Annotated in this window: 20 protein-coding genes; all 20 read right to left on the bottom strand. The window is 59.6% G+C overall.

The features are described from left to right. Positions 1-99 precede the first annotated feature (99 nt). Positions 100-906: an LpxI family protein gene (locus tag HMPREF1153_RS07505; RefSeq protein ID WP_009646300.1), complete on the bottom strand. Its 807-nt coding sequence runs from the start codon at positions 904-906 to the stop codon at positions 100-102. An 18-nt stretch (positions 907-924) separates the two neighbouring features. Beyond that, positions 925-1,788, bottom strand: coding sequence for an acyl-ACP--UDP-N-acetylglucosamine O-acyltransferase (gene lpxA / locus HMPREF1153_RS07500; protein WP_006190689.1), 864 nt, complete (start codon positions 1,786-1,788; stop codon positions 925-927). A gap of 221 nt (positions 1,789-2,009) precedes the next feature. Continuing rightward, a complete protein-coding gene (fabZ, locus tag HMPREF1153_RS07495) occupies positions 2,010-2,453 on the bottom strand; it encodes a 3-hydroxyacyl-ACP dehydratase FabZ (protein WP_006190687.1) in 444 nt (147 codons plus the stop codon). 83 nt (positions 2,454-2,536) lie between these two features. After that, positions 2,537-3,364: a UDP-3-O-acyl-N-acetylglucosamine deacetylase gene (gene lpxC / locus HMPREF1153_RS07490; RefSeq protein WP_009646301.1), complete on the bottom strand. Its 828-nt coding sequence runs from the start codon at positions 3,362-3,364 to the stop codon at positions 2,537-2,539. A gap of 273 nt (positions 3,365-3,637) precedes the next feature. Then, a complete protein-coding gene (locus tag HMPREF1153_RS07485; RefSeq protein ID WP_009646319.1) occupies positions 3,638-4,129 on the bottom strand; it encodes a deoxycytidylate deaminase in 492 nt (163 codons plus the stop codon). Continuing rightward, positions 4,126-5,874 carry a methyl-accepting chemotaxis protein gene (locus tag HMPREF1153_RS07480; protein ID WP_009646307.1) on the bottom strand — a complete coding sequence of 583 codons (1,749 nt, stop codon included), beginning with the start codon at positions 5,872-5,874 and terminating at the stop codon, positions 4,126-4,128. The genes HMPREF1153_RS07485 and HMPREF1153_RS07480 overlap by 4 nt, the downstream gene beginning before the upstream one ends. A 1-nt stretch (position 5,875) precedes the next feature. Then, on the bottom strand, positions 5,876-6,322 hold the full coding sequence (locus HMPREF1153_RS07475; RefSeq protein ID WP_006190680.1) for a universal stress protein: 447 nt from the start codon (positions 6,320-6,322) through the stop codon (positions 5,876-5,878). Between the two features lie 120 nt (positions 6,323-6,442). Further along, positions 6,443-7,867 (bottom strand): flagellin lysine-N-methylase, encoded by a 1,425-nt coding sequence (fliB, locus tag HMPREF1153_RS07470; RefSeq protein WP_009646324.1) that lies wholly within the window; start codon positions 7,865-7,867, stop codon positions 6,443-6,445. Beyond that, entirely contained in the window at positions 7,864-8,952 is a 1,089-nt protein-coding gene (gene rfbG, locus HMPREF1153_RS07465) for a CDP-glucose 4,6-dehydratase (protein ID WP_009646337.1), read from the bottom strand. The genes fliB and rfbG overlap by 4 nt, the downstream gene beginning before the upstream one ends. A 14-nt stretch (positions 8,953-8,966) precedes the next feature. Further along, the gene (locus HMPREF1153_RS07460) at positions 8,967-9,650 is read right to left on the bottom strand and encodes a glycosyltransferase family protein (protein ID WP_009646343.1); all 684 of its coding nucleotides are present in this window, start codon (positions 9,648-9,650) and stop codon (positions 8,967-8,969) included. Further along, the gene (locus HMPREF1153_RS07455) at positions 9,647-10,459 is read right to left on the bottom strand and encodes a hypothetical protein (protein WP_232208245.1); all 813 of its coding nucleotides are present in this window, start codon (positions 10,457-10,459) and stop codon (positions 9,647-9,649) included. Before HMPREF1153_RS07455 ends, HMPREF1153_RS07460 begins: the two co-directional genes overlap by 4 nt. 109 nt (positions 10,460-10,568) lie before the next feature. After that, positions 10,569-11,867 (bottom strand): glycosyltransferase family 9 protein, encoded by a 1,299-nt coding sequence (locus HMPREF1153_RS07450; RefSeq protein ID WP_009646333.1) that lies wholly within the window; start codon positions 11,865-11,867, stop codon positions 10,569-10,571. A 70-nt stretch (positions 11,868-11,937) separates the two neighbouring features. Continuing rightward, positions 11,938-13,278, bottom strand: a complete 1,341-nt coding sequence (gene rfbH / locus HMPREF1153_RS07445; protein WP_009646347.1) for a lipopolysaccharide biosynthesis protein RfbH — start codon at positions 13,276-13,278, stop codon at positions 11,938-11,940. 4 nt (positions 13,279-13,282) lie between these two features. After that, complete coding sequence (locus HMPREF1153_RS07440) at positions 13,283-14,809, bottom strand: glycosyltransferase (RefSeq protein ID WP_232208244.1); 1,527 nt, start codon at positions 14,807-14,809, stop codon at positions 13,283-13,285. Between the two features lie 87 nt (positions 14,810-14,896). After that, complete coding sequence (gene aepX / locus HMPREF1153_RS07435) at positions 14,897-16,195, bottom strand: phosphoenolpyruvate mutase (RefSeq protein ID WP_009646296.1); 1,299 nt, start codon at positions 16,193-16,195, stop codon at positions 14,897-14,899. A gap of 10 nt (positions 16,196-16,205) precedes the next feature. Then, complete coding sequence (locus HMPREF1153_RS07430) at positions 16,206-18,308, bottom strand: sulfatase-like hydrolase/transferase (protein ID WP_009646342.1); 2,103 nt, start codon at positions 18,306-18,308, stop codon at positions 16,206-16,208. Beyond that, positions 18,308-19,045 (bottom strand): phosphocholine cytidylyltransferase family protein, encoded by a 738-nt coding sequence (locus HMPREF1153_RS07425; RefSeq protein ID WP_232208243.1) that lies wholly within the window; start codon positions 19,043-19,045, stop codon positions 18,308-18,310. The genes HMPREF1153_RS07430 and HMPREF1153_RS07425 overlap by 1 nt, the downstream gene beginning before the upstream one ends. A 26-nt stretch (positions 19,046-19,071) precedes the next feature. Further along, positions 19,072-20,841, bottom strand: coding sequence for a glycosyltransferase family 2 protein (locus tag HMPREF1153_RS07420; protein WP_009646282.1), 1,770 nt, complete (start codon positions 20,839-20,841; stop codon positions 19,072-19,074). A gap of 30 nt (positions 20,842-20,871) precedes the next feature. Further along, positions 20,872-22,308, bottom strand: coding sequence for an O-linked N-acetylglucosamine transferase, SPINDLY family protein (locus tag HMPREF1153_RS07415; protein ID WP_071530765.1), 1,437 nt, complete (start codon positions 22,306-22,308; stop codon positions 20,872-20,874). Between the two features lie 22 nt (positions 22,309-22,330). After that, a complete protein-coding gene (locus HMPREF1153_RS07410) occupies positions 22,331-23,200 on the bottom strand; it encodes a CDC27 family protein (RefSeq protein WP_009646289.1) in 870 nt (289 codons plus the stop codon). Positions 23,201-23,254 lie beyond the last annotated feature (54 nt).

The following is a 23,254-nucleotide window of genomic DNA, read 5'->3' as shown; positions in this document are numbered from 1 at the left end:
CATCTGCCATCTGCGCAAATCCGGGAACTTCATTTTATCAGCGCTTCTTTAAGCCGAAAAAGCGCGAGGATGCAGATCTTGCATCCACCGCGCAAATCGTCAAATCGCCGCGATCGCTATGCCGTTTTCGTCAGCGAGCGCCGTGACCTTCGCTTGATCGACGACGAGTACCTTGCCCGCCTCGATGGCGAGGGCTTTCGCCCCGGCGGCGATCATCGACTCGATCGTCGCCGTGCCGATCGCCGGCACATCGAAGCGCATGTCCTGCTGGGGCTTCGCCGCCTTGCCGACGGCAGCGCCGCCGCCCGAAAGCTCCCCGCCGCGCCTTATGCAGGCGTCCGTCCCCTCGATCGCTTCGAGCGCCATGACCGCCTTCGCCTTGACGACGGCGGTTTGCCCGATGTCGAGCCGGCCGATCTCCTTTGCCATGGCGAGCGCCATTTCCATATCGGCGCGTTCCTCTGCGGTAGGTTCACGCTTCGTCAGCGTGCCCGCAGGCGGCATCAGCGTCTTTAAGAGAGCCGTCTGATCGAAGGCTTCCAAGCCTTCCTTCGCAAGCTCCCTGACGAAGGCGAGCATGATCGTGTCGTCCTTCTTGTCGGGCAGCGACATCAGGAGCTGCATCATGCGCATGTCGGGCTGCTCGTGGCTGCCCGTAAAGAGAAGCTCCTTCGTAACCTTGCCGAGAAGCGTCACCTTCGTCACGCCGCGCTCCTTGAGGTAGTCGATGATCGCGCCGAGCTGTGCGACGTTAATCGCGCGATGATCGGAAGCGACTTCCGCAAGTTCTTTATCCGTGCCCGCGAGAAGCGAAACGGCGCTTACCTCGATGCCGAGCGCCTTCGCCGCCTGTGCGCAGACGACTGGCAGTCGCCCCACGCCGGCCAAAAGACCGATCTTTTCCAAAGATTTTCCCTCCGATTTCTATTCGTTCTCGCGGCGCTCGCGGCAGATGCCGCGATCCACGTTGCGCAGGAAGCGCAGGAAATGCTCGACCTCTTCGGACGTCTCGACCTCCTGCTCGATGACGGCGATCGCCTGTGCGAGGCTCAAGCCCGAGCGGAAGAGGATCTTGTAGGCGCGCTTGATATTGCGCCGCGCCTCGACCGCGATGCCCGCACGCGCGATGCCCACGCTGTTGAGTCCGACGACGCGCGCCGGATGACCGTCGACAATCGTGTAGGGCACGCAGTCCTGCACGATCTTCGACATGCCGCCGATCATGACGTTGCGGCCGATCTTCACGAACTGGTGAATGCCGCACATGCCGCCCAGAACCGCGCGATCTTCGACAATGGCGTGGCCTGCGATCATCGCCGCGTTCGACATGATGACGTGATTGCCAACGACGCAGTTGTGCGCGACATGCGTGCAAGCCATGAGCAGGCTGTCGCTGCCGATGCGCGTCTCCTCGCCCTCGCCCGTCGCACGGTGGATGCTCGAATACTCGCGGATCGTCGTGCGGTCGCCGATGATCGTATAGCTCTTCTCGCCCTTGAATTTCAAGTCCTGCGGCTCCGCGCCGACCGAAGCGAACTGAAAGATATGGCTGTCTTTGCCGATGCTCGTCCAACTGTTGATGACGGCATGCGGCTCGATGCGCGTGCCCTCGCCAATCGAGACGTTCGCACCGATGACGGCGTGCGCACCGACCTTGACGTTCTCAGCGAGCGTCACATTCTCTTCAATCACAGCATACGGACCGATCTCCACGCCCTTCGCCACATGGGCACGAGGGCTTACGACCGCTGTTTCGTGGATATATGCCACTACTTTGCTGTCCATCATTTTTTCCACCCCTTATTCCACTCGAAAAGAGCTGACAGGATTTTCAATCTATGCTTTCTATAGAAATCGCTGAAACTATCCGCGATTCCTGTGCGGATAAAGCGCCATATTGTTATAATCCTGCAAATCCTGTCGTTTTTTGCCTGTGATATTCAGGCAAAATCGGCAATTTTCGGGGGTTGATAAAAGACTGGCACTCATTTTCCCGGCAAATCTACCCCTTAAGAGAGATTTTCAGCTCTTTGCAGGGCAAAGGTGAAGTCCGCTTTGGCGACGAGCACACCGTCGACGTAGCCGTCGGCATGAAGCTTGCCAAAGTCGCCGTGCACCTTCGTGATCTTCGCCTTCGTCACGAGCTGATCGCCGGGCACGACGGGCTTCTTGAACTTCACGCCCTCCATGCCGCCAAAGAGTGCAAGCTTGCCGCGATTCTCCTCGGGATAGAGCATCGTGATGCCGCCGACCTGTGCCATGGCCTCCAGAAGGAGCACGCCGGGCATGATCGGCGAGCCGGGGAAATGACCGCGGAAGAAGTCCTCCATCATCGTCACGCACTTGATGCCCGTCGCCGACTCGAACGGCACGAGTTCGATGATGCGGTCGACGAGAAGCATCGGCGGGCGATGCGGCAGGATCTTCTGAATTTCATTGATGTCCAAAATCATATAGTTTCGCTCCTTCTTTCTTAATTGAAACCGACACGAAATGCACCGGATTTCACCGTAAGCAGAAACACCTTTCTGCGCTTTCACACCAGCGAGGCGCAGAGCGCCTTCGCGAGCTGCGCATTCAGCGCATGACCCGACTTCACGGCGAGAATATGCCCGCGCACGAAGCCCGCGAGACGCAGATCGCCGATGAGGTCGAGGATCTTGTGGCGCACAAGCTCGTCGGGGAAGCGCAGCTCGTTGAGCCAGCGCTCATCGTTGTAGACGATGACGTTTTCAAGCGTGCCGCCGAGTCCGAGTCCCGCTTTCTTCAGCGCCTCGACCTCGCCTTCATAAGCAATCGTACGCGCAGGGGCGATTTCCTTCTCGTAAGCGTCCTCTCGCACGAGGAAATCCCGGTACTGCGTGCCGACGAGCGCATGCTCGTTGAGCGACGTAAAGCTCACACGCAGGCCGCCGCCATAGGGAACGGCAACGAGGAAGCGTTCGCCGTCGTCGATGCGGTAGACGTGGTCGATGACGATCTCCTGCCGCTCCTTTTCCTGCTGCACCTTCCCCGCTTCTTTCAAAAGAGAGAAAAAGACGAGCGAGGAGCCATCCGCGACGGGAGGCTCCTCGGCATCGAGTTCGACAAAGCAGTTGTCGATGCCGAACGCCGCGAGCGCACTCATCAGATGCTCGACCGTGAAGACGCGCACGCCGCCCTCAGAGAGCGTCGTCGCGCGCACCGTCGACGTCACATGCGGCGCGGTCGCGCGAATCTTCGGCTCGCCCGCAACATCCTTGCGTACGAAGACGATTCCCGCATCGACAGGCGCCGGCAGGAGTGAGAGATGCACGAGGACGCCGGAATGAAGCCCCACGCCGTCGTAATCAACGCGCCGGGCGATCGTCGTCTGAAAGGGCAATAGAAATCCTCCTCCGCTGGAAAATGCAAAAGCCGGCAATATAAAGTCGCAGCTGCCAAATGCAGCCCTCCGTTTCAACGTTCTATTATTGTACCATGAAGCCCCAAGAAGTCAAGCCGAAGGCGCAGACTGATTGGCTAGGCTTCTGGTAAGGGCGGCGCACTATGTCCACAAAGTGGACGTTTGTGCGTGTAGCTTACCATGAAACCCCAAGAAGTCAAACCCGAAGGGTGCAGACTGATCGGCCAGGTTTCTGTAAGGGCGGCGCACTATTCATCCTTCCTGCTCGCCTTTTGGCAGCGCAAAATTCACGGGCAGCTCTTCGATGTCCGTTTCCAGCCGCCGATAGTGAACGCCGGCAGCAGCGAACATGCGTTTCGAGGCGCGCGTGCTGTCGGTCGCCGCGTACTTGTCCGACAGGTAGATGACCTCCTTGATGCCGCTTTGGATGATCGCCTTGCAGCACTCGTTGCACGGAAAGAGCGACGTGTAGATGCGGCAGCCCTTCAAAGATGTGCTCGCGTTCAATATGGCGTTCAGCTCAGCATGCACGACATAGGCGTACTTCTTGTCACCGAACTCGCCCGTGCTGCCCCACGGAAACTCCGCATCGGAACAGCCGTTGGGCATGCCGTTGTAACCGACGCCGACGATGTGCTTGTCCTCGTTGACAATGCAGGCGCCGACCTGCGTGTGCGGATCCTTGCTGCGGTACTTGGAAAAAAGGGCGATGCCCATGAAGTATTCATCCCACGATATGATCATGGCTTTTCCTCCCCTCGCATCTCAGGCGATTCCGCCACGTCGTCTGCGGCATCCGCGTCGCTCGCTTCAGACGTTCCGTCCGTGCCTCCCGCCGCTCCAAGCGTCGGCAGAACCGTACCCAGAAGGGCGCGCAGGCCATCGGCAGCGGCGTGCAGTTCGGCGATCTTCGCTTCCTCGCCCTCCTTGATTGCGAGGAGTTTCCCCGCATCCTGCGCCATCTTCTCATGCAGCGCACGCGCCTCGGCAAGAGCCGGCAGGAATCTTGCCGTCCCGTTTCCGCGTCCTGCCGTGCGCCTTGCTGCCTCCTCCAGACGCGCCGCCGTATCGGCGAGCGCACGAAGCGCCGTGCGGCTCTCCCGTGCGCCTGCACCGCCCGCCTCGATGGCCTCGGCCGCCTTGGAGACGTCACTGGCGAGCGCCGTCAAAAGCTCTGCCGCATTTGTGGAAAGCTTGCCTGCATCCTCCGACAACCGGCGCACCTCGTCGGCGACAGCAGCGAAGCGCCTGCCCGCATCGCCCGCACGCGCCGCCTCGACCGCCGCGTTGAACGCGAGGAGGTTCGTCTGGCTCGCAAGCTCCGCGACTTCGGCGAGCGTATCGCCGATCGCCGCCGCACGTTTTCCCAGATCGCGCGCCATCTCGTCCGCCGCCTTCAACTCCTTCGCGAGCGCGTTCGTGCGCTCTGCCGCATCGTGCGCCGCCCTCCGATTCTCGCCCAATTGACGGCGCACTTCTTCGGCTTCTTTCTGTGCTTTGTCCGACGCATCTTCGTCCATGCCGTCCGCAGCTTCGGCGAGCACCGAAGCCGCTTTCTCCGCCCGCTCCTTCAATGCCCCCACCTGTGCGAGAGCTGACTCCATCGCCTGCGCCTGTTCCTGCGACCCCGCGAGAAGTTTCGTACAAAAGGCGCCCATGCGCGAAAGCGTCTCCGATGGCACGGCCTCGAACGCTGCATCTCTTTGAGGCGTCCCCAATTCCTGCGCGGCAAACACTTCACCAGCAGGAACATCCGAAACCTCGGGCAAAGGAGCCTGTTCCTCTTCTTTCTGCCCCTGCAGCGGGAGTGCGATGCGCCCGGCATAAGCGAGCAGAAGCCCCAATCCCGTGAGCACGAGCAAGAGCAGCAGCAGCCCCGCCAGAGTCATGGAGTTCGTCAGTGCGCCGAGCGAGCGTTCCTCCTCCGCCTCAGGCACGCCGACGAAGATCATGCCGACCGCCTCGCCGTCCGCATCGAAGAGCGTACGATACGAACCGACGGGTCGCCTGCCGCCGAAATCAGAGCGGCCGAGATACGGCGTGCAGCCCGTGAGCACGATCCTCGTGACAGCGGCGTCCGCCTTCTGTCCAACAAGTCTCTTGCCGCTCATCTCATACGTCGAGGATGCGACTGCATCGCCGACGAAGAGCGCGACGTCCGATCCCGTAACCTCTTTCAAGTGATCGACGAAACTGCCATTGTCGTTGAGCAGTCTGCCTCCCTTGTAGATGCGTCCGTCCTGCACCGTCCAATCGCCGGGATGCGTCGAGTCGATCAGCAAGAGAATGCCGCGCATGTCAGCGTCGACCTTCTCCTTCCAGATCGTCGCGTTCGACGTGCGTGCGCTGTCGTAGGCGCGATAGCCGAGCGCGAGGAACGCTGCGAGAAAAAAGACCGCAAAAAGGACGACGCCGCGCCTCAGTCGCGCTGCGTCATCCTTGCTCTGAAAGAATCGGGAAAGGAAGCTTTTTTTCTTGTCGTTCTGCATATCAGCGAACCACCATGACGGGGCAGTGGACGTGCTGCAGTACATACTGGCTGACGCTGCCCATCAAGAAGCCCGTCAGACGGCCGAGACCGCGGCTGCCCATGACGACGAGGTCGTAGCCTTCATCGTCCGCCGTCTCCACGATGACCTCGGCGGGCGAGCCAAGTTCCACTACACTGTTCGTGCGGATGTCTGCGGGCACCTCTCGCAGGATTTTCGCCAGTTCCTTGTAAGCGCCCTCTTTCAGAGCCGCAGGATCATAACCGTCCATGCTCACGCGCTCGAAGGCCGCGACCTCGGCATTGAGATCGACGACCGAGAGCAGCATGAGCGTCGCCCCCTGCAGCCGCGCGATGTGCGCCGCCTGCCGCACGGCCTGCTGCGCCTGCTCCGAACCGTCATAAGGCACGAGAATCCGCCGGATCTCGCTGTCCTTAAAATCCATCATCTTGCTTACCTCCCGGAATCTCCCAAACTCCCATAAGTGTTTTTTATTTCGCCAACGAAGGGAAAAATTCCTCTTTTTTCTGCGGCTTAGCTGCCAATTTCTCGCACCCCGCTGCGTTGATTAAACAATGTGCTCGCCGTCAAGCAAACTAAGCAAACGCCCGCCGGGCAACAGGCGGGCGATCTCTTCCGCCAACGCATCGATATAACCGTAAAAGTGATTCGTGCGCACGGCAAGCCATTCGACAGCGGCAAGGATGCACTTCTTTGTACGATCATCCTCGTCTTCTGCACTCTCCACGCCAGCAAAAGCCGTCCGCACCACGCTGTGCGGCGCAGACACGCCGCCCCCATCGAGCGAGGCATCCACAAGAAGCAGGAACTCCAGCAGCTTGTAAAGCACGACGAAGACCTCATAGTTTGCCAGAAAGCTCGTGCCTCCTGTCAGAGGGTAGCGTCCGAGCATAAATTCATTGACGAGCCAGTTTTCCAAGGCATTGCCGTACTTTGAAAGGATGCCCTTCGCATATTGTCTGCGTCGTTCCAAAAAAGCGGCGATGCTGCTTTGCCGAGCCTGCGTCGCGCCCGTATGCGCCGCATCTGCCCGTTCTCCCGCCGCGTCGCCATCCCCTTCGCCGAAGGCTCTGCGAATCCTCGCCAAATATGCCGCCGTTTCGGGCAAATCATCTTCCGTCGCCTTCGCCAGAGCAGGGAAGAGCCGTTGGAAGAAGCGCAAATACAGCGCCACATCGAAGGGATTCGTCGCGAGAAGAGCCTTTGCCTCCCCTGCGGCGGCATCGGCGATGGCGGCGGCATCCCTTGTCAGTTCTTCCGCCGCCCCCTGCTCGACATACGCTTCGGCACGCGCGAGCAGGAGTCCGAGCGCCGCGAGACGCGCGTCGAGCGAGAGGCGACGCTCGGACAAGAGCGCGATTCCGGCAAGCTGCAGGCTGCGGAAGGCCGCCGCCGACAGCGGTGCGCCAAGCGGCGTGCGGTCAACATAATCGGGGCGCGGTGCGGCGACTTCCATCCACTCGAACGCCAGCGGCTCTTCGGCAAACAAGACTTCCTCTGCCGCCACAGGACAGCTTAGGCACAGGGCGCGGTCAAGCGTATCGCCAACCTCGTGCATCTTGCGCGGATACTCAGCGCAGACGTCGGAGATCGCGCCGATGCCGAAGCGTCGCTGCAGCGAGCAAAGTCCGTCAGCGCGCAAAAAAACGCAGCGTCCGTCTTCGTGGCGCATGATCCAGCCGCCCGTCGCCTCGCTGCGTTCCAAGCCTTTTTTCAATTCGTGCAGAAGCTCCGGCCGCCCCTCATAGCGCGCCAATGTCGCTGCATCGAGCGCGACGCCCCACTTCGCACAGCAGCAGAGCGAGCCGCATCGCCTGCCGTCGCAGACGAAGTGGCGCATGTAAACGAGCTGCAGGCACAATCGCGGTGCAGCGGCGGGCGCAAGGATAGGCGCAGCGTCCTTCCTGCCGCCTTCCCTTCTCTCCTCGCCCCAAGCCGCAATCTTTTCCGGACACTCGTCTTGCCGCTTCACGCCTCCGCCTCCTCGAAGTAGGCGGCGATCTGCGCCTCCATGACGTCGCCGACGTCCTCGCCTGCCCGCCATGCTTTCGCCCAATCGACAGTATGCTCGATCGCCTCCTCGATGTGCCAGCGCGGCTGCCAGCCGAGACGCGCCTTGATGCGCGAGGAGTCGAGCTTCAGGAAGCCCGCCTCGTGCGGCGCGGCGCACTCCTCCTCAGCACGCCACGAAGCGCCCTCGCCCCAAGCGCGGCAGAAGAGCTCGGCCAGATCGCCCGTCGTCACGCAGTCGGAGTCCGCAGGCCCGACGTTGTAGCTTCCGGCAAGCGACGCATCGCATGCCTGCGCGTGCGCGATGCGCAAATACGCAGAGAGAGGCTCCAAGACATGCTGATAGGGCCGCGTCGATGCGGGATTCCTGAGGACGACGGCGCGTCCTTCGCTCGCCGCGCGTATGCAGTCGGGCACGATGCGCTCGGGCGAGAAATCTCCGCCGCCGATGACATTGCCCGCGCGCGCCGTCGAGATGCGCACGCCGCCGTCCGCGAAGAAGCTCTGACGATAGCTCGCCGTTACGAGCTCTGAGCAGCTCTTGCTGTTTGAGTACGGGTCGAAGCCCATGAGACGCTCGTCCTCGCGGTAGCCCCACTCCCATTCCTTGTTTTCGTAAACCTTGTCCGTCGTCACATTGAGAAAGGATCTGACCGTATCGCTTTCCCGCACACATTCGAGGACGTGTGCCGTTCCCATGACGTTCACGGCATACGTCTCGACGGGCGTGCGGTAGCTCTCGCGCACGAGCGGCTGCGCCGCAAGATGCACGACGACCTCGGGACTAGCCTCGCGAAAGGCCGCGCGAAGAGATGCGAGGTCGCGCACATCGCCCTCGATCGAGCGCATAGAATCCGCCAGCTTCAGCTTCTCAAAGAGCCGTGCGCCGTCCACCGTCGGCGAAGCGAGCGAAAATCCTGTAAGATGCGCTCCTGCGCCGAGCAGCAGTTTCGAGAGCCATATCCCCTTGAAGCCCGTATGCCCCGTCAAAAGCACGCGTTTGCCGCGATAAAAGGCAAGGTCATCCTGCCGCGTCATTTTCTTCATCTGCGCTCCCCCTCTCAGCCACGCTGCAATTCTTTTCCGTATTCGGCAAGAAAGACCTGCCGCGCCGTCTCCCATGCGTCATCAAGGCGCTTGCGCCCCGTCTCATGGATGCACGGCGGTTTTTCAAAATGCGGAATCATGAGGCGCATGCCGCGCCGCCGATACTCCATGGAAGCCGAAATGTCATAAAAGTGCCAGCCCGTGAAAATATCTTCGCGCCACGGCACATCCGTCCGCGTCGCCAGAACCATGCCGTCGAGTGCCTCCACTTCGATGCCCGCAGCTGGTACAGGACGCTGCTCCAACAGATTCATCGCCTCAGGATCGCGGATCTGCCAAACCGAGCCATAGCACTCTTTCGAGTTCCACCATACGCCATCGGGTGACATGTGGCGGCAGCCTGTGAGACCAATAAGCCCCACCTCTGGTTTCTCACGAAAGATTTCCAATAGCCGGAAGATGATTCTTTTTTCCGTCAGCAAGATGTCCTGATGCATGTACACCTTATACTGTGCCGACGATGCCCGCCGCGCCGCCTCGTAGCCCGCCGCCATCGACGGTGCACCGCGCACGGGAACAAGCTCCGCCGAAACGCCCTGCGGCAGATCGAGATGCCTGAGGTAGCGCACGCACTCGGCGTACATCTCCTCATCGTTCACGCATGAGATGAAGGCGATCTTCTTCGCATCTTCGCTCATCGAAGCAGCCCCTCCTTTCGCAGGATGTCGCACATGGAGTCGGCATCTCCCGCCGTATTCAAGACAAACTCTTCGAGGTAGCCGCCGTCGATTCTGCTTTCAGCGAGCAAGCGCCGCAGAGCTTCGACGGTTTCCGCCGCTTCAATGCCGTTTTCCAATCTATGCAGCAGACGCGCCAAGAGACAGCGCTCCGCATCGGTGTACCGCTTCTTGAGGCGTGCCGTGCGTGCATCGAGTACGGAAAGCCGCACGACCCACCACGATGTCTCCATCTCCTGATGTCCGTTCTGCACGCCGCAAGCCTGCATCACCTCCAGCATCTCCGCCGTCCCCTTTTCTATGACCTGACGCACGGCGAAATCCTCGTAGTGCGCAAGCTTAGCAAGGCGCACTAATTCGGGAAAGGAGAAGAGCCGTCCCTGCCCATCGAGCAGAGGATTCGCCCCATAGCGCAAATCGCCCGCAAGCCACGCGCGAAAGACACTCCAATGCCAAGGATTTCGGAATGGTACGACGACCGCGCCTTTCTGCGGCACGAGAAAATCCTGCAGAGACTCCAACAGGCTTTCGGGCGCAGACAGTTCCTCGACTCCCGGTGCAAGCACAATCCATGAAAAGCGACCGTGCCACGCGGCGGGCAGAGCTTCTTCCCACGCTGCCGCTGCAAAAGCGCAGTTTGCAAAGTCTTGCTGAAAGCGCCTCTGCCACGCCGCGCTCATGCCGATAAGCAGTGCGTCTGCCGCCGTCCTCTCGGAGAAGAATGCTGCCATTTCCGCATAAAGCCTTTCATCGAAGGGCATTTCTATCATGCCGCGCCACCTTCCCCTCGCCGCTATTTTTTTTTGCGTCTTTTTTACGAGGACGCTACTCGGGTTCATTTCCATCATGCCGCGCCGTCTTCCTCTCGCCGCCCCTCCGTTACGCTTCTTCCGCGACGAAGACCGGCTCTCTTTTTCCCTCTTTCACCTGCTGCAGCAACAGACGATACGCTTCCAGCACTGTCTGCGGCTCGATCAAGGCGATGCAGTGCGCTTCCCCTGTGTGCTTGCAGCCGTAGGCGTCGCGCGGCTCCTCGGCGCAATCCGCCAGAGCCCTTGCGGGCTGCACGATGACGGAAGCCGTGCGGTAGGGATAATGGTGCATGGGAATCGCCTTTTCATCGAGCGGCAGATCGGCGCCGTAGCAACAGATCTCCAGCACGGGCAGACCAATGACCGCCGCTATATGCAGGAGGCTCGTATCGTTGCCGATGTACGCCGAACAGAGCGTGACGGCAGAAGCCGTCTCGCGAAAGTCGAGCGCGCCCGCGAGGGAAAGCGCCCGCTCCTCGCCGAGCGCACGGGCTACTTCCGCCGCTTCCGTCGCATCGTCCCTGCCGCCCAGGAGCAGGAAGAACGCCTCGCTCTCCTCTGTCAAAAGCAGGCGCAAGAATGCAGCGTAAGCGGCGGACGGCCAATGCTTGCGCCGCGTGCTGCCGCCCAGACCGATGGCGAAGAGCTTTCGCCCTGCCGAAGGTGCTCCGAGATATGAGAGCTTTTCGCGCACGCCCGCGATGTCCGTCTTCGTCAGCCAAAGCTCCAGCGAGCGATCGGCCACGGGAGCGGCAAGCATCTGATCGAGCACATCGAAGCACAGGTCAGCCATGTGCAAAAGACGCGCAGGCTCTCTCAACGGACGCGTCAAAAGCGCGGCACAGTCCTCGCGCGAAAGTCCTCCCTCCGCGAAGTCCCCTGCATGACCGATGCGCTCCTTCGCGCCTGCCATGTAGGCGAGAAGGTAGGCGCTCGCATAGTGCCCGAATACGAAGGCGAGATCGAAGCGCTGCCCCAAAAGATGCTCCGCCGCATACCCGGCATGCGCTGCAAAAAGCTCTGACACATGTCGTAGCACGGGAAGCTGCTCATTGCCGAGCAGGAAGTCGATGTACGGACATTGCTCGGCAAGCTTGAATCCCGGCGGAAAGATCATGAGCGTAATCGCCGCCGCAGGATAGAGGCGGCGAAGCTCGCGCAGAGCGCCCGAAAAGCACAGGAAGTCGCCGACGCCCGCATCCATGATGACGAGCATCTGCATCTTCTCGCCTGCGGTGCGCGGTGTGCGGTACCCTTCCGCCGCAAAGACAGGCTCCATGACGCGCATGAAATCCCGCGCGGGAAAAGGCTCATCGGGCGAAAGACGCTCGCCAAAGACCTCGAATGCCTCAAGTATCGTTTTCATAAAGCCTCCTGCGCTTGCAAGATACAAAGCCGCGTGACGAATCCGCTTCCCTGCCGCGCCGCAATTTTCTCTATCCGTTGAGGACGCTGTGCAGGACCTCCGCCATATAGTCAATCTGCTCTGCCGCCATGCCCGGGTAGACGCCGAGCCAGAAGGTATCGCGCATGATGCGGTCGGTCGCCGAAAGCTCGCCGACGACGCGGTAGCCACTTTTCGCTTCACGTAGGCGGTCAAAGCACGGATGCTTGACGAGGTTGCCCGCGAAGAGCATGCGCGTCTGTATGCCGTGCGCTTCGAGGGCACGGACGATCGGCTCTCTTTCGACGCCCTCGCGGCAGGTCAGGAGGAAGCCGAACCAGCTAGGCTCACTGTGCGGACACGGCTCGGGCAAGATGAGCTTTTCTTCGATGCCTTGAAGCGCCGCCTTGAGGCGTGCAAAGTTTTGCCTGCGCTTTTCGACGAAGGAGGGCAGCTTCTTGAGCTGCGCGCAGCCGACCGCCGCCTGCATATCCGTGACCTTGAGATTGTAGCCGAAGTGCGAATAGACATACTTGTGATCATAGCCCTTCGGCAGTTTGCCGTACTGCCCGTCGAAGCGGTGGCCGCAGAAGCCGTCCTCGCCCGGCGGGCAGATGCAGTCGCGCCCCCAGTCGCGCAAAGAACGCAGGATGCGGAAGAGCAGCGCGTCCTTCGTATAGACGGCACCGCCCTCGCCCATCGTCATGTGGTGCGGCGGGTAGAAGCTCGACGTGCCGATGTCGCCGACCGTGCCCGTATAGCACTGCTTGCCGTCAATCTCATAGCGCGAACCGAGCGCGTCGCAATTGTCCTCGACGAGCCAAAGCTCGTGCTTTTCGCAAAATGCCTTGACCGCCCGAAGGTCGAACGGGTTGCCGAGCGTGTGCGCGAGCATGACGGCACGCGTCTTGGGCGACAGCGCCTCTTCAAGCCGCGTGACGTCGATGTTGTACTGCGGGATCGTCACGTCGACGAAGACGGGCACGGCGCCGTACTGGATGATCGGCGCGACCGTCGTCGGGAAGCCCGCCGCGACCGTGATGACCTCATCGCCCGGACGCACGGCGCGCTCGCCGAGGAGCGGTGAAGTCAGCGCCATGAACGCCAGCAAGTTCGCCGCAGAACCCGAATTGACGGCAAGCGCGTGACGCGTGCCGAGAAATGCGGCCAGCCCCTTTTCAAACTGTACGGCATAGCGTCCCGCCGTCAGCCAGAATTCCAAAGAGCTGTCGACGAGGGCTTCCATCTCCTCGTGATCGTAGACGCGCCCCGCGTAGGGAATGCGTGCGCCCTTCGTCCATGGCTCAGGCTTGTGGTATTCGTCGGCGTACTCGCGCACGAGCGCGAGGATCTTGTCATGAAGTTCCTGACGCTTCTCTTCTCTTTCTTTCATAACGTCATCTCCCTCTCGCACGCAAAAACATCTCGATGAGTTCCGCCTGCTCGAACATCTTCTTGCGTCTCATGCCGCTCTCCTGCGCCGCACGCTCGCGCAGGAGCTTCACCCAAGCGCGCGCGCATGCAGCGTGGATGGCAGGATCATTGCTCGACTGCCCCTCATGCTTGCGGAAGTAGCTGAGCGTATCGACGATGTAGAGAAGATCGCCCTTCTCCAGCAGGCGAATCCAGCACTCGACATCGACCAGCGCACTTCGAGGCTCCTCCGTCAGAACCTCGCGCACCGTTTCCTTCGCCGAGCGCGGCAACAGAACAGTCGTATACTCTCCGATGAAGTTCGCCTGCTTTTCGAGAAGCCCGCAGATCGCCAAATCGCCCGGGATGCGTGCGGTTTCCTCGACGGGCAAGGGGTCGATCGCCGGATCGGGGACGATGTTTCCCGCCTCGTCAATGGCGCAGCGATGCGAGGTCACGAAGGCAATGCCGTCCTCCATGCTCAAAGCGTCCGCCATGCGCTCGATCTTCTCGGGCGCATAGAGGTCGTCATCGAAAAGATAGGCGAAATACTCACCGCGCATTCGTTCGAGCGGCCTCACCCAATTCTGCATGGCGGGGAGTCCTGCATCATGCGTATAGTGTATGCGCTCATCGTCGGCATAGGCCTTCATCAGCTCTTCCGTCCGCGCATCCTCGCTGTTGTCGCTGACGATGACCTCGATATTGCGATACGTCTGCGCGAGCGCACTTTCGAGCGCCTGCTTGAAAAGTTCCGGTCTCTCGTGCGTCGGGATGATGATGCTCACCAAAGGCAGAGCCTCCGTCGCGTACTCCGCAAGGAACGCCTGCCTTCCTTTCTCGTCTGCGGGGAAGCTCTCACCCAAGAACTCCACGAGCGGCTCTTCCTGTCCCACGACGGCAGAGCGCAGCCCTTGACGACGAAACTCCAAGCACTGCGCCGCATCAAAGAACGCCGCGCCATGAAAGAGATCCTCGCGCCACGGCAGATCGACCTGCGTCGCCATGAGGAAGCCGTCGACGGCGAGCACATTCTCCATCTCGCCGAGCACCCGCCCCCAGGACACCGTGCGCGCACCCTCGGCAAGCCGGAGGGCGCCGATGCGCCGCGTCGAATGAAAGGCGATGCCGTCGGGCGGCAGGCGCTTCGTGCCTGAAACACCGAGTATGCCGAGATCGACGTGCTTTTCAAAGAGGCGGACGAGGCGCACCAAGAGATGCGAGTCCAGGATGCGCACGCGCTCATCGAGATAGACCTTGTACTTCGCGGCGCTCGCTTCCATCGCCTGTCCGTATGCCGCCGCCATGCCGGCCTTGCCCTCGACTTCGACGAGTTCCATCATGAAGCCCGCCGGCTGCTCCAGAAGTCGAATCGACATCAGGAGATCTTGGGGAAGTTCCTCTCCCTGACGTGCGACGATGACGGCAATCTTCTTCGCGTCCTGCACAATTTCCTGTCGAGGCTGCATTTCCTGCTCCTCCATCTCCTCTTCCCTCTTTTCCTTATTCATCCATGCACGCTCCATCCTTTCATCCGTTCATCGCCCACAGCTTACTTTCGTACGTTAGCCGCCCGCGTCTCCGTCTATGCAAAACAACTAGACATCGTCGATCAGGCGGATGATGTCCTTGAAAGGCATGAGATCCGCATCCGCCTCAAGAGCACGATGGTGCTTCAAGATGGACATTGCTGTGCGCTCCATCGCGGGAAAGGCGCTGCGCGTCAGTTGGTTCGCATAGATGACGATGTTCACGCCGTGCACGGCGAGTTCCGCTTCCGTCACCGCGCTGTAGGATGTCGGAACAGCGACGAGCGGCACAGTCGGATGCGTCTTGCGGAAAGCGTCAGCAAAGGCGAATACCTCGTCCGGCTCCTTCTTGCGCGAGTGGATCATGATACCGTCCGCACCCGCCGCCACATAGGCGGAAGCGCGTTCCAAGGCGTCTGCCAGTCCCTTTTCAAGAATCAGGCTCTCGATGCGTGCGATGATCATGAAATCATCCGTTCGCTGCGCCTCCTTGCCCGCCCGAATCTTCGCCGCGAAGTGCTCGATCGTATCCTGCTGCTGCTCGACCTCCGTGCCGAAGAGCGAGTTCTTCTTGAGGCCGATCTTATCTTCCAGTATGACAGCGGAAACGCCCATGCGTTCCAACGTGTGTACATGGTAGACGAAATGCTCTGTGAGTCCGCCCGTATCGGCGTCGAGGATGATGGGTTTCGTCGTGACGTCCATGACATCATCGATCGTGCGGATGCGCGACGACATGTCGACAAGCTCGATGTCGGGCTTGCCCTTCGCCGTCGAGTCGCAGAGGCTCGAAATCCAAAGCGCATCGAACTGATCAAGACCGCCCTCATGTTCGACGACGGTCTTTTCTGCGAGAAGTCCCGTAAGCCCGTCGTGCACCTCGATCGTCTTGACAATCGGTACGATCTCCAAGAGACGGCGCAGACGCCGCCGCCGAAACTCCGGCATGACGAGCCGCTCTTTCACGCGCTCGTCAATCTTCTTGACATCCGGATTCCATGTGTATGGCACCTCAATGAGTTTACCGCCCGTCTTCTTGAGATTTGCCAGCACGTTCTCGCGAATTGCAGACATCGGACCGCCGCGCCAGTTGTCTCCGTGCACGACGAAATCAGGTCTCAGAGATGCAATGACTGCATCGTACATGATGGCGTCCTGCACGATGACGCGCTCGACCTCCGGCTCGGCCTCCAAAAGTGCAATGCGCTCTTCAAGCGATATGGAGGGAAAGCGATTGTAACGCACCATCTCGCGGTCAGAAAGGACGCCCGCAATGACCGTGCCGTGCTTCTTGGCTTCACGCAGGATGTTTCGATGCCCTTCGTGAATCACATCCGTGCAGAAGCAGGCGTAAGCAATATTTCCCATAGATTCCTCCTCATGCGTGCCATGATTCCTTCACTTTTTCCATGAAGTGCTCTGGCCATTCATGCCCCTCTGTATTAAATGAGCGTGTATGGTCATCGAGCAGAGAAAGAAAATAACGGTAAAGCTCCTCATCTTCCACCTGCTCATGACCCTCGCGCGTATAAATCTCGATGGCTGCTCCCGCAAGATTGACGGTGCCTTCCGGCGTCACGGGAAAAACGCTTTCCATGCGGCATTCATGCAGTTTAGTGCGTATGCTTACGCGATACGGCTGCCCGGGAAACTGCGTGCTGGAAACCACATATTCACGCTCCTTACCGCCCAAGACTTTCGGCAGATTGCCGTCGATGGACGCGCTGGGCGAGAATCCCAGGCTGTGCGCCACAATCGGATAAAAATCGAGTCCGCTCACGAGTTCCGCACAACGCCCGATCTTTGGAATTCCCGCGCCGCGCAGCATCAATGCAGCGCAGGCCTGGTTTTCGCTCGTCGGATAAGGCTCCTTCTCGTAAACGGGAACCCCGTGATCGGAATAGAGATGAACCACATACTCCTCCGGCGCAAAGCGGCTCTCCAGATACGAAAAAAACTCCCCTAGGATCCGATCCACCCGACGTATCCCCTCTCGATTGGCATGGGAATAAATGGCGCGTTCCGAGAGAAATACACTCGTTTTTTCGCCTTCCGCCCCCAGTAAGCGCTCTTCCAGCGGCAGATGCGTCTGCGTCGCAAGAGGCAGGGCATCCATCAATATGGAGCGCGTATGCGTATCGGAAAAATGCAGGAATACATACTGATCGCATTCATCAAATGCTTCGATCTGGCGGATCGCCCTTTCCACAGCCTCGGCAGACGACAGGTGATTCGGGTTGACGATGAGCCGATGGAAGCCGCGCGTGACACCGTTGTAAACGCCCTCCGAGGCTCCCATGACGTTGACGCAGTAGTACCCGAGCTCCGCCGCGCCTTCCGAGAGCGTCTTGATTCCACTATCGATCTCCCCGCCGAAACAGTTATCAAACACCTGCAAGCGGTGCATGTAAAGGCCCGTTTCCATTGCAGCCAACGATGGGTATGTATATTCTGCAGCAGCATAGTGATTGTCGAATATGATTCCCGAGGAGAAAAATTGCATGAGATTGGGCACCGCCCTGTAGCCTTCCCTTTTGATCTCACCCCAACTAAGGGCGTCGACAAGGATATTGAGCACTAGGCGATGACGACGTGGGCTATGCCCTAAGCGAATCGGCTGCCCCAGAATCCACGGCTCCTTGGAAGAGATTTTTATCTCCTTATCCACGCGAAAGAACGAAAACGACTTGTACGCCAGAGGCACGCTTCCCGCTTGCATAGCTCCTGCAAACTCTGCCTCCTGCCCTGCGGACAGGCCGGCTACAGGCAAGAGCCATGTGTCTTTTCCCGCCGAAAAAGTGATTTCCTGTACCTTTTTCGCCCGCATGAGATCAAAAACAAACTCTGCCCCCTGGTTCGCGGCAAACTCCGGATCGTCCTTCATCCTTTCGAGAAGCCAACCCTTTTCGTTCAGCGGTTCCTCGGAAATATAGGCGCCCGCCCAATACGGCCATTCCTCCGAATAGAAAAGCGTGGGCAGGAATTCCCCCGCAAAGGATCCCGCACGATAGGAAAGGACGCCATCCGCCCAAACAGCTCGCGCCGTAAGCAGTGGCGCGTAAAGCGGCGCGCTCATAGCGCGCGAAAGCACGCTCAGAAACTGCTCCAATTCATCGTGCGACAGTGAAAGATGCATCGGGCGCTGGTAGAAGCAGCGAGCCATACCGCTGTAAACAACGGCCTCACGCACATCACCCCGCCGCGAGCAGCACGCGATAAGGATCTCCCATACAGGAAGGGACATGCGCCTCTTTTTTTCTGCTTCCCTCACCTGTTCCATGGCGATATCAAAATATCCCTCGCTCATGGCACAAAAAGCAAGAAACAGCGACGTTTTCTCCGATAGCGGATACATCTGACGATACTGCTCAACAAGATCAAAAAAGGCCTCATCGTACATGCCGTCGCGACTCTTCTGCAGCAGAGCCTGAAAAACTTCCGCTCCCCTTGCGTTTCCCGGCGGAAATGCGCGCGTAGCCATCACTTCTCCTCCATTTCCCCGTACTTCCGCCTCAACGTCTCCAACTCCTCAACCGTATCGATTTCCTGCACATCCTTCTCGCTGCAGGCACGCACACGGACGCAGAAATCCTCGATGTCGGCCGAAAGAGCCGCCTCGTCCCAATAGCGTTCAGACCCGCCAGGCGTCTCATAGAGCCTTTGCAAAGACTCGGAGAGTTTCCTGCCATCCTTCGGCGTCCAATAGGATATGCCGACCATCTTCCAGCACTCCTTGCCGCCAACCGCCATGCGACGGATGACGCCCTCCTCATCGGGGAAGAAGCACCAGTCATCCGTCTCTTCGACGGGAATCGCCAGATAGTTCGTCCCTGGCTGCTCACGGCAAAGGAGCGCGGGATTTTGCAGAAAGAGATCGCCCTCGACGATCATCGCGTTCTCGACAAGATCTCCCACGGCGAGCAACGATGCGATGTTGTTCGCCTCGTGCCAGTGCAGGTTATCGATGAAGCGGATCATTGGGTACTCCTCCTTGAGAGCCTCAAACTTCTCGCTCAAGTAGCCGCGCACGATGCAGATCTCAGGGTAATCCGCCGCCACAAGCGCCGAGAGCAGAGTGTCGATGATGCGGCGCTCGCCGACGCGCACCAAGGGCTTCGGCGTCTCATCGGTCAAGGGACGCATCCTCTCGCCGCGCCCCGCCGCAAGGACGATGGCGCGCTCAGCGATGTACGGCGCTTTTTGCATAATCTCGGTCATCCTCCTTTGCCTTCGGGAACAGCGCCTCATTCGGGAAGAGCCGCAAAAAGTTCCTCAAACACGCGGCGCGCACACGCAAAGTCTGCTCTGCTACAAAGAGCTTCGCGCGCAAAGATATTCTGCGCTTGCTGCGCCAGAGTCTCCCTAGCGCTCTTTCGTGCCGTCATGTCAACCTCGCCGTCGCACGAAAGGAGCAATGCCGCCCATTCCGCCGGATGCCATAAAATCTCGCCTGCGTCCTGCGTTCCGCGGGCGAGCAAAGGAATCTCGAAGACGCCGGCACGGAAATCCGCCCGCGTTTGGAAGAGCAGGACAAACGCTGCCAGAGGGAAGAAGCGTCCCTGGAAGAACGCCGGTTCCAACCACGCGCACTCGTCCAGCACGCTGCGGCGCAGCAGTGTACCCGACAGCCCCCCTGCGGGCGAACGTCCTTCCGAGAGCACGAAACTGCGATGCCATGCGCCAGAGGCGACGATGCAGTGCGACTGCCTCATACGGAAGGCGAAGCGCTCCAACGCATCATTCTCTTCATTCGCCGCTTCTTCTGGATCGGCAATTACGAAATCAAGTTCATCGTCAAGTTCCAAAGTCGTCACCATCCGCACGACCTTCTCAGCAAGAAGCCGGTCGCCGGGGACGATCCATTGAACGTATGCTCCGCGCACTGTGCCGGAAAGCCGTGCGCCCCATCCCGAAGAGACGGCGGGAACAATTCCATGCGGCGCTCCCAAAGCCTCCAGAGATTCCTGCAGGCGCGCTTCATCGCCTACGAAATCAAGCGCAACGACTTCGATATGCGGATACGTCTGTGCTGCAGCGCTTTCCAAAGAACGCTGCCATAAGGAAAAGTTCCCAAGATACGGCACGACAATGCTCACGAGCCTCTGGCGCGCAAGCACACGCTCCTCGGCAAAATCCTGCGCGAGCTGCTCAGATAGACGCATCAGGCTCTGCAGCGGAGAGAATGCCGCACCTTTTGTATAGCGCAGTTCAATCTCTCCCTGCGGCAAGACCAATCCCTGTACCGCCTCGCTTTCCTCTGGCGAAAGCGCGACGGGCGGCACTCTGCCCTCGAATACCGTGTCGAAGTGCTCCTTCCAATAATAGCAGCGCGCCGTGTGCACGGAATACTTCGCCGCATTGCCAATCCAACCGTTCAGGACCTTGACCGCCGTATGCAGAGTGCCGCGCCATTGAAAATGCGCGAAGTGCAGGAAACTGATGGGGAGCGCAGGCGCCGGCACGCGCTCCTCTCCTTCCATGCGGTAGAGATAGTGCGTGCCCTGCGCCAACAACGGATACGAACGTGCAGCCTCGCGCCCAATGATCGCCTTCTGCACCGGCTCATGCCGCTTCTTTCGCCGCAGCGGGCGCGAAAGCAGGAACCTTCCTGTATCTTCTTCCGGTTTTTCCAACTCGTACATCCAATGCCATGCGCAGAATGTCACATCGGTGCGCAAATGCGAAAGGACAGCACGGCAAGGTTTCGCCGCGTCCTGTGTTACGAGAAACTCATCGGCATCAACAGGAACAACGATGTCGGCATCATACTCGTCAAACGCCCTGTGCATCAGAGCCGTCATAATCTCGTCATGGCGAAGCTCCGCCGCCTCGTAGCGCTCAATGCAAAGGGGCAGTCCTTCCTCTTGAAGTGCGTGCAGGACATCTCCCGTGCCGTCCGCCGCCGCATGGTCGACCACGAGCATCTCATCCACGTACGTCAGCGTGTGACGCACGAAGCTTTCGATGATGTCAGCACAGTCCGCGACCAGGGATATAGCGATAATCTTGTTCATTCCCTCGCATCTCCTCCTACGGTGCTTTCCCTATTGCAGCCATGCCAGCCACGCTTCTTCATAGAGCGCCTCAACCTCGCGCGCATAGCCAGCGCCATCCATCAAAGGCGACTCTTCCATACGCACACGCAAAGTCTCGTGCAGCGCAGTCAGAAGTTCCGTATCACGAGCGAGCGACACGGCCTTCGCCGCATACTCCTCAGGCGTCGCTGCCGCAAGCTCCGAAAGCCCTGCAGCCGACAAAAGACTCAGGCCAAAGCGCGAGCCGAAGCGCCTGCCATAGCGCGTGACGACAGGCACGCCCATGTAAAGCGCGTCGCATGTCGTGCCTCCGCCCGGATAAGGGTAAGTATCGAGCGCGATATCGATGTCGAGATACTGCGCGAGGTAATCGCTCGACGCACGCCGAAATTCGACCACTCCCTCGGCGAAGCCCGCACGCTTCGCCATGCGGCGCATGCGGCGCTCCTGCACCTCGCTCGCCGCCGTATTCTTGAGCACGAGGCGTGCGCCCGGCACACGCTCTACAATCTCACGCCAAAGAAGGAGCTGCTCGTGCGTGATCTTGTAAAAGTTGTTGAAGCTGCCGAAGACGGGCGCCTCGTGTCGCTCGCGCCGCTTCGTCACATACTGCACCGAGGACGGCGGCATGTAACAGAGCATGGAGTGATCGTGCAGGCACAGCGTTTTTTCGAGGAAAAGCTCTTCGTTGTCTGCCGTAGCCGAAAGGCGGTCAGCAAGCACATAGTCGATCGCAGGCAGCCCCGTCGTATCGAACCAGCCGATCGCCGTCACCTGCACGGGGGCGGGGCGATGGGCGAGAGCGGCGAGAGTTTTTCCGCCTGCTGCATGCCCCGAAAGATCGACGAGGATGTCGATCTCGTCTGCGTAGATACACGCTGCCTGCTCCGCCGCAGGCAAGGACGACACATCTCGCCAAGCATCCGCGAGAGAACGCATCTGCTCCGTCACGCTGTCGCCTGCGCCGCGCGTGTCATAGCAGTAGACCTCAAAGCGCTCTTTCGTCCGATGAACAAGAAGCGGCATGATGAAGAAAGCATTGATCTGCATGGCGAAATCCGGCGAAATATATCCGATGCGCAATCTCTCATGGCAGTGAAGCAGCGCATCGTGCGCATATTGCCTCACGCCCTCAAAAAGCGCCGCAAAGCCGCAGTGTTCACGAAAAAGCCGGGCATCTTCCACGCCCGGCAAGTAGTGAAGCGCAAAGAGACAGTTGCTGTACGCCATGCGATGTTCTTCCGGCAGAGCTCCGCCCGAAGAGCATGCTGCACGGTACGCCTCGACGACTCCGTGCGCATCGCCCAAGGCGGTGTAGGCAGATGCTTTCGCCGCCGCCAGTTCGAAGGCGGCACGCGGCGAAAGAGGCGCCCGCGCCAAGCGGCGCAGCGCCTCAAGCGCAGCTCCTCCCCTGTCTTCAGCAAGGAGGGCACGAACGCTTGTCATCGCCTCCGCAAAAGAGTGCGCCTCAGCCACGGACAGCGACCAGAAGGCCAAAGTCGGGCACTTTCATCCTAGTGACAAGTTCCAGCGCTGCATCGCGCTCTCCAAGGGCAGCGAGCGTATATCCCATGTTTTTGAGCGTCATCTCATCGTGCGCATCGAGGCCAAGCGCCTGCTTCAAGAGATGCTTCGCGGCCTTGAAAGAGCCTGCGAGGAAGAACCCCCCTGCGAACGAATTCAAAAGGCGCACCTTCTCCGAAAGCGCGACATCCTTCCCAAGAATTTCCTGCGTCAAGCGCATAGACTCATTCTCATCATCCGCCGCACTCTGCTGCACAGACTGCTTCTGCTGCGCCAACGGCATTTCAATGCGCTGCACCTGCTGTGCCAACGGCTGAAATGCCGCCGTCTGCTTCTCCGATGCCGCATGATCGAGCTGTAGGAAATGCGCGATGGCGGGATAACCTGCACGGATCTCATCTTCCTTCGTCGCAGCATAGTAATCGAGCACCTCGGAAAGGTCTTCCTTATCTTCTGTCGAAAGGGATGCCGCATAATTCTTCAGCACAAATTCGAGGATGGCAAGGCCGTCCGACGTGCGCTCTTCCAGGAGGCAGATGCGAGCGAGCAGGATGCGCGCCCTGACGTGCTGCGGCACAAAGCTCAGCGTGTTGTCTACCCACTGTATTGCGCGTTCATAGTCACCGCTCATGAAGTAGCTGTATGCTGCATCATAAAAGGCGTCGGCATCCTTAATCCCCTTTTCAATCATCGCCGCGACCGTGCCAAGCGCCTCTGCGTACTCTTCATCTGCCATCTGCGCAGCAAGCTTGCGCTTCATCTCATCTGCCGAGATCACCGTTCCCTGCGAATTTCTCGTATTCCAATTTGACAAGATATATTCCTCCTAAATTTTCTTTACGTCCATTATATCATACGTCTCTATATC

The sequence above is a fragment of the Selenomonas sp. CM52 genome, from assembly GCF_000292955.1.
Taxonomy (GTDB): Bacteria; Bacillota; Negativicutes; order Selenomonadales; family Selenomonadaceae; genus Selenomonas.
Note: the sequence above shows the minus strand (reverse complement) of the source record. Positions and strands in the feature narration are given on the sequence as shown.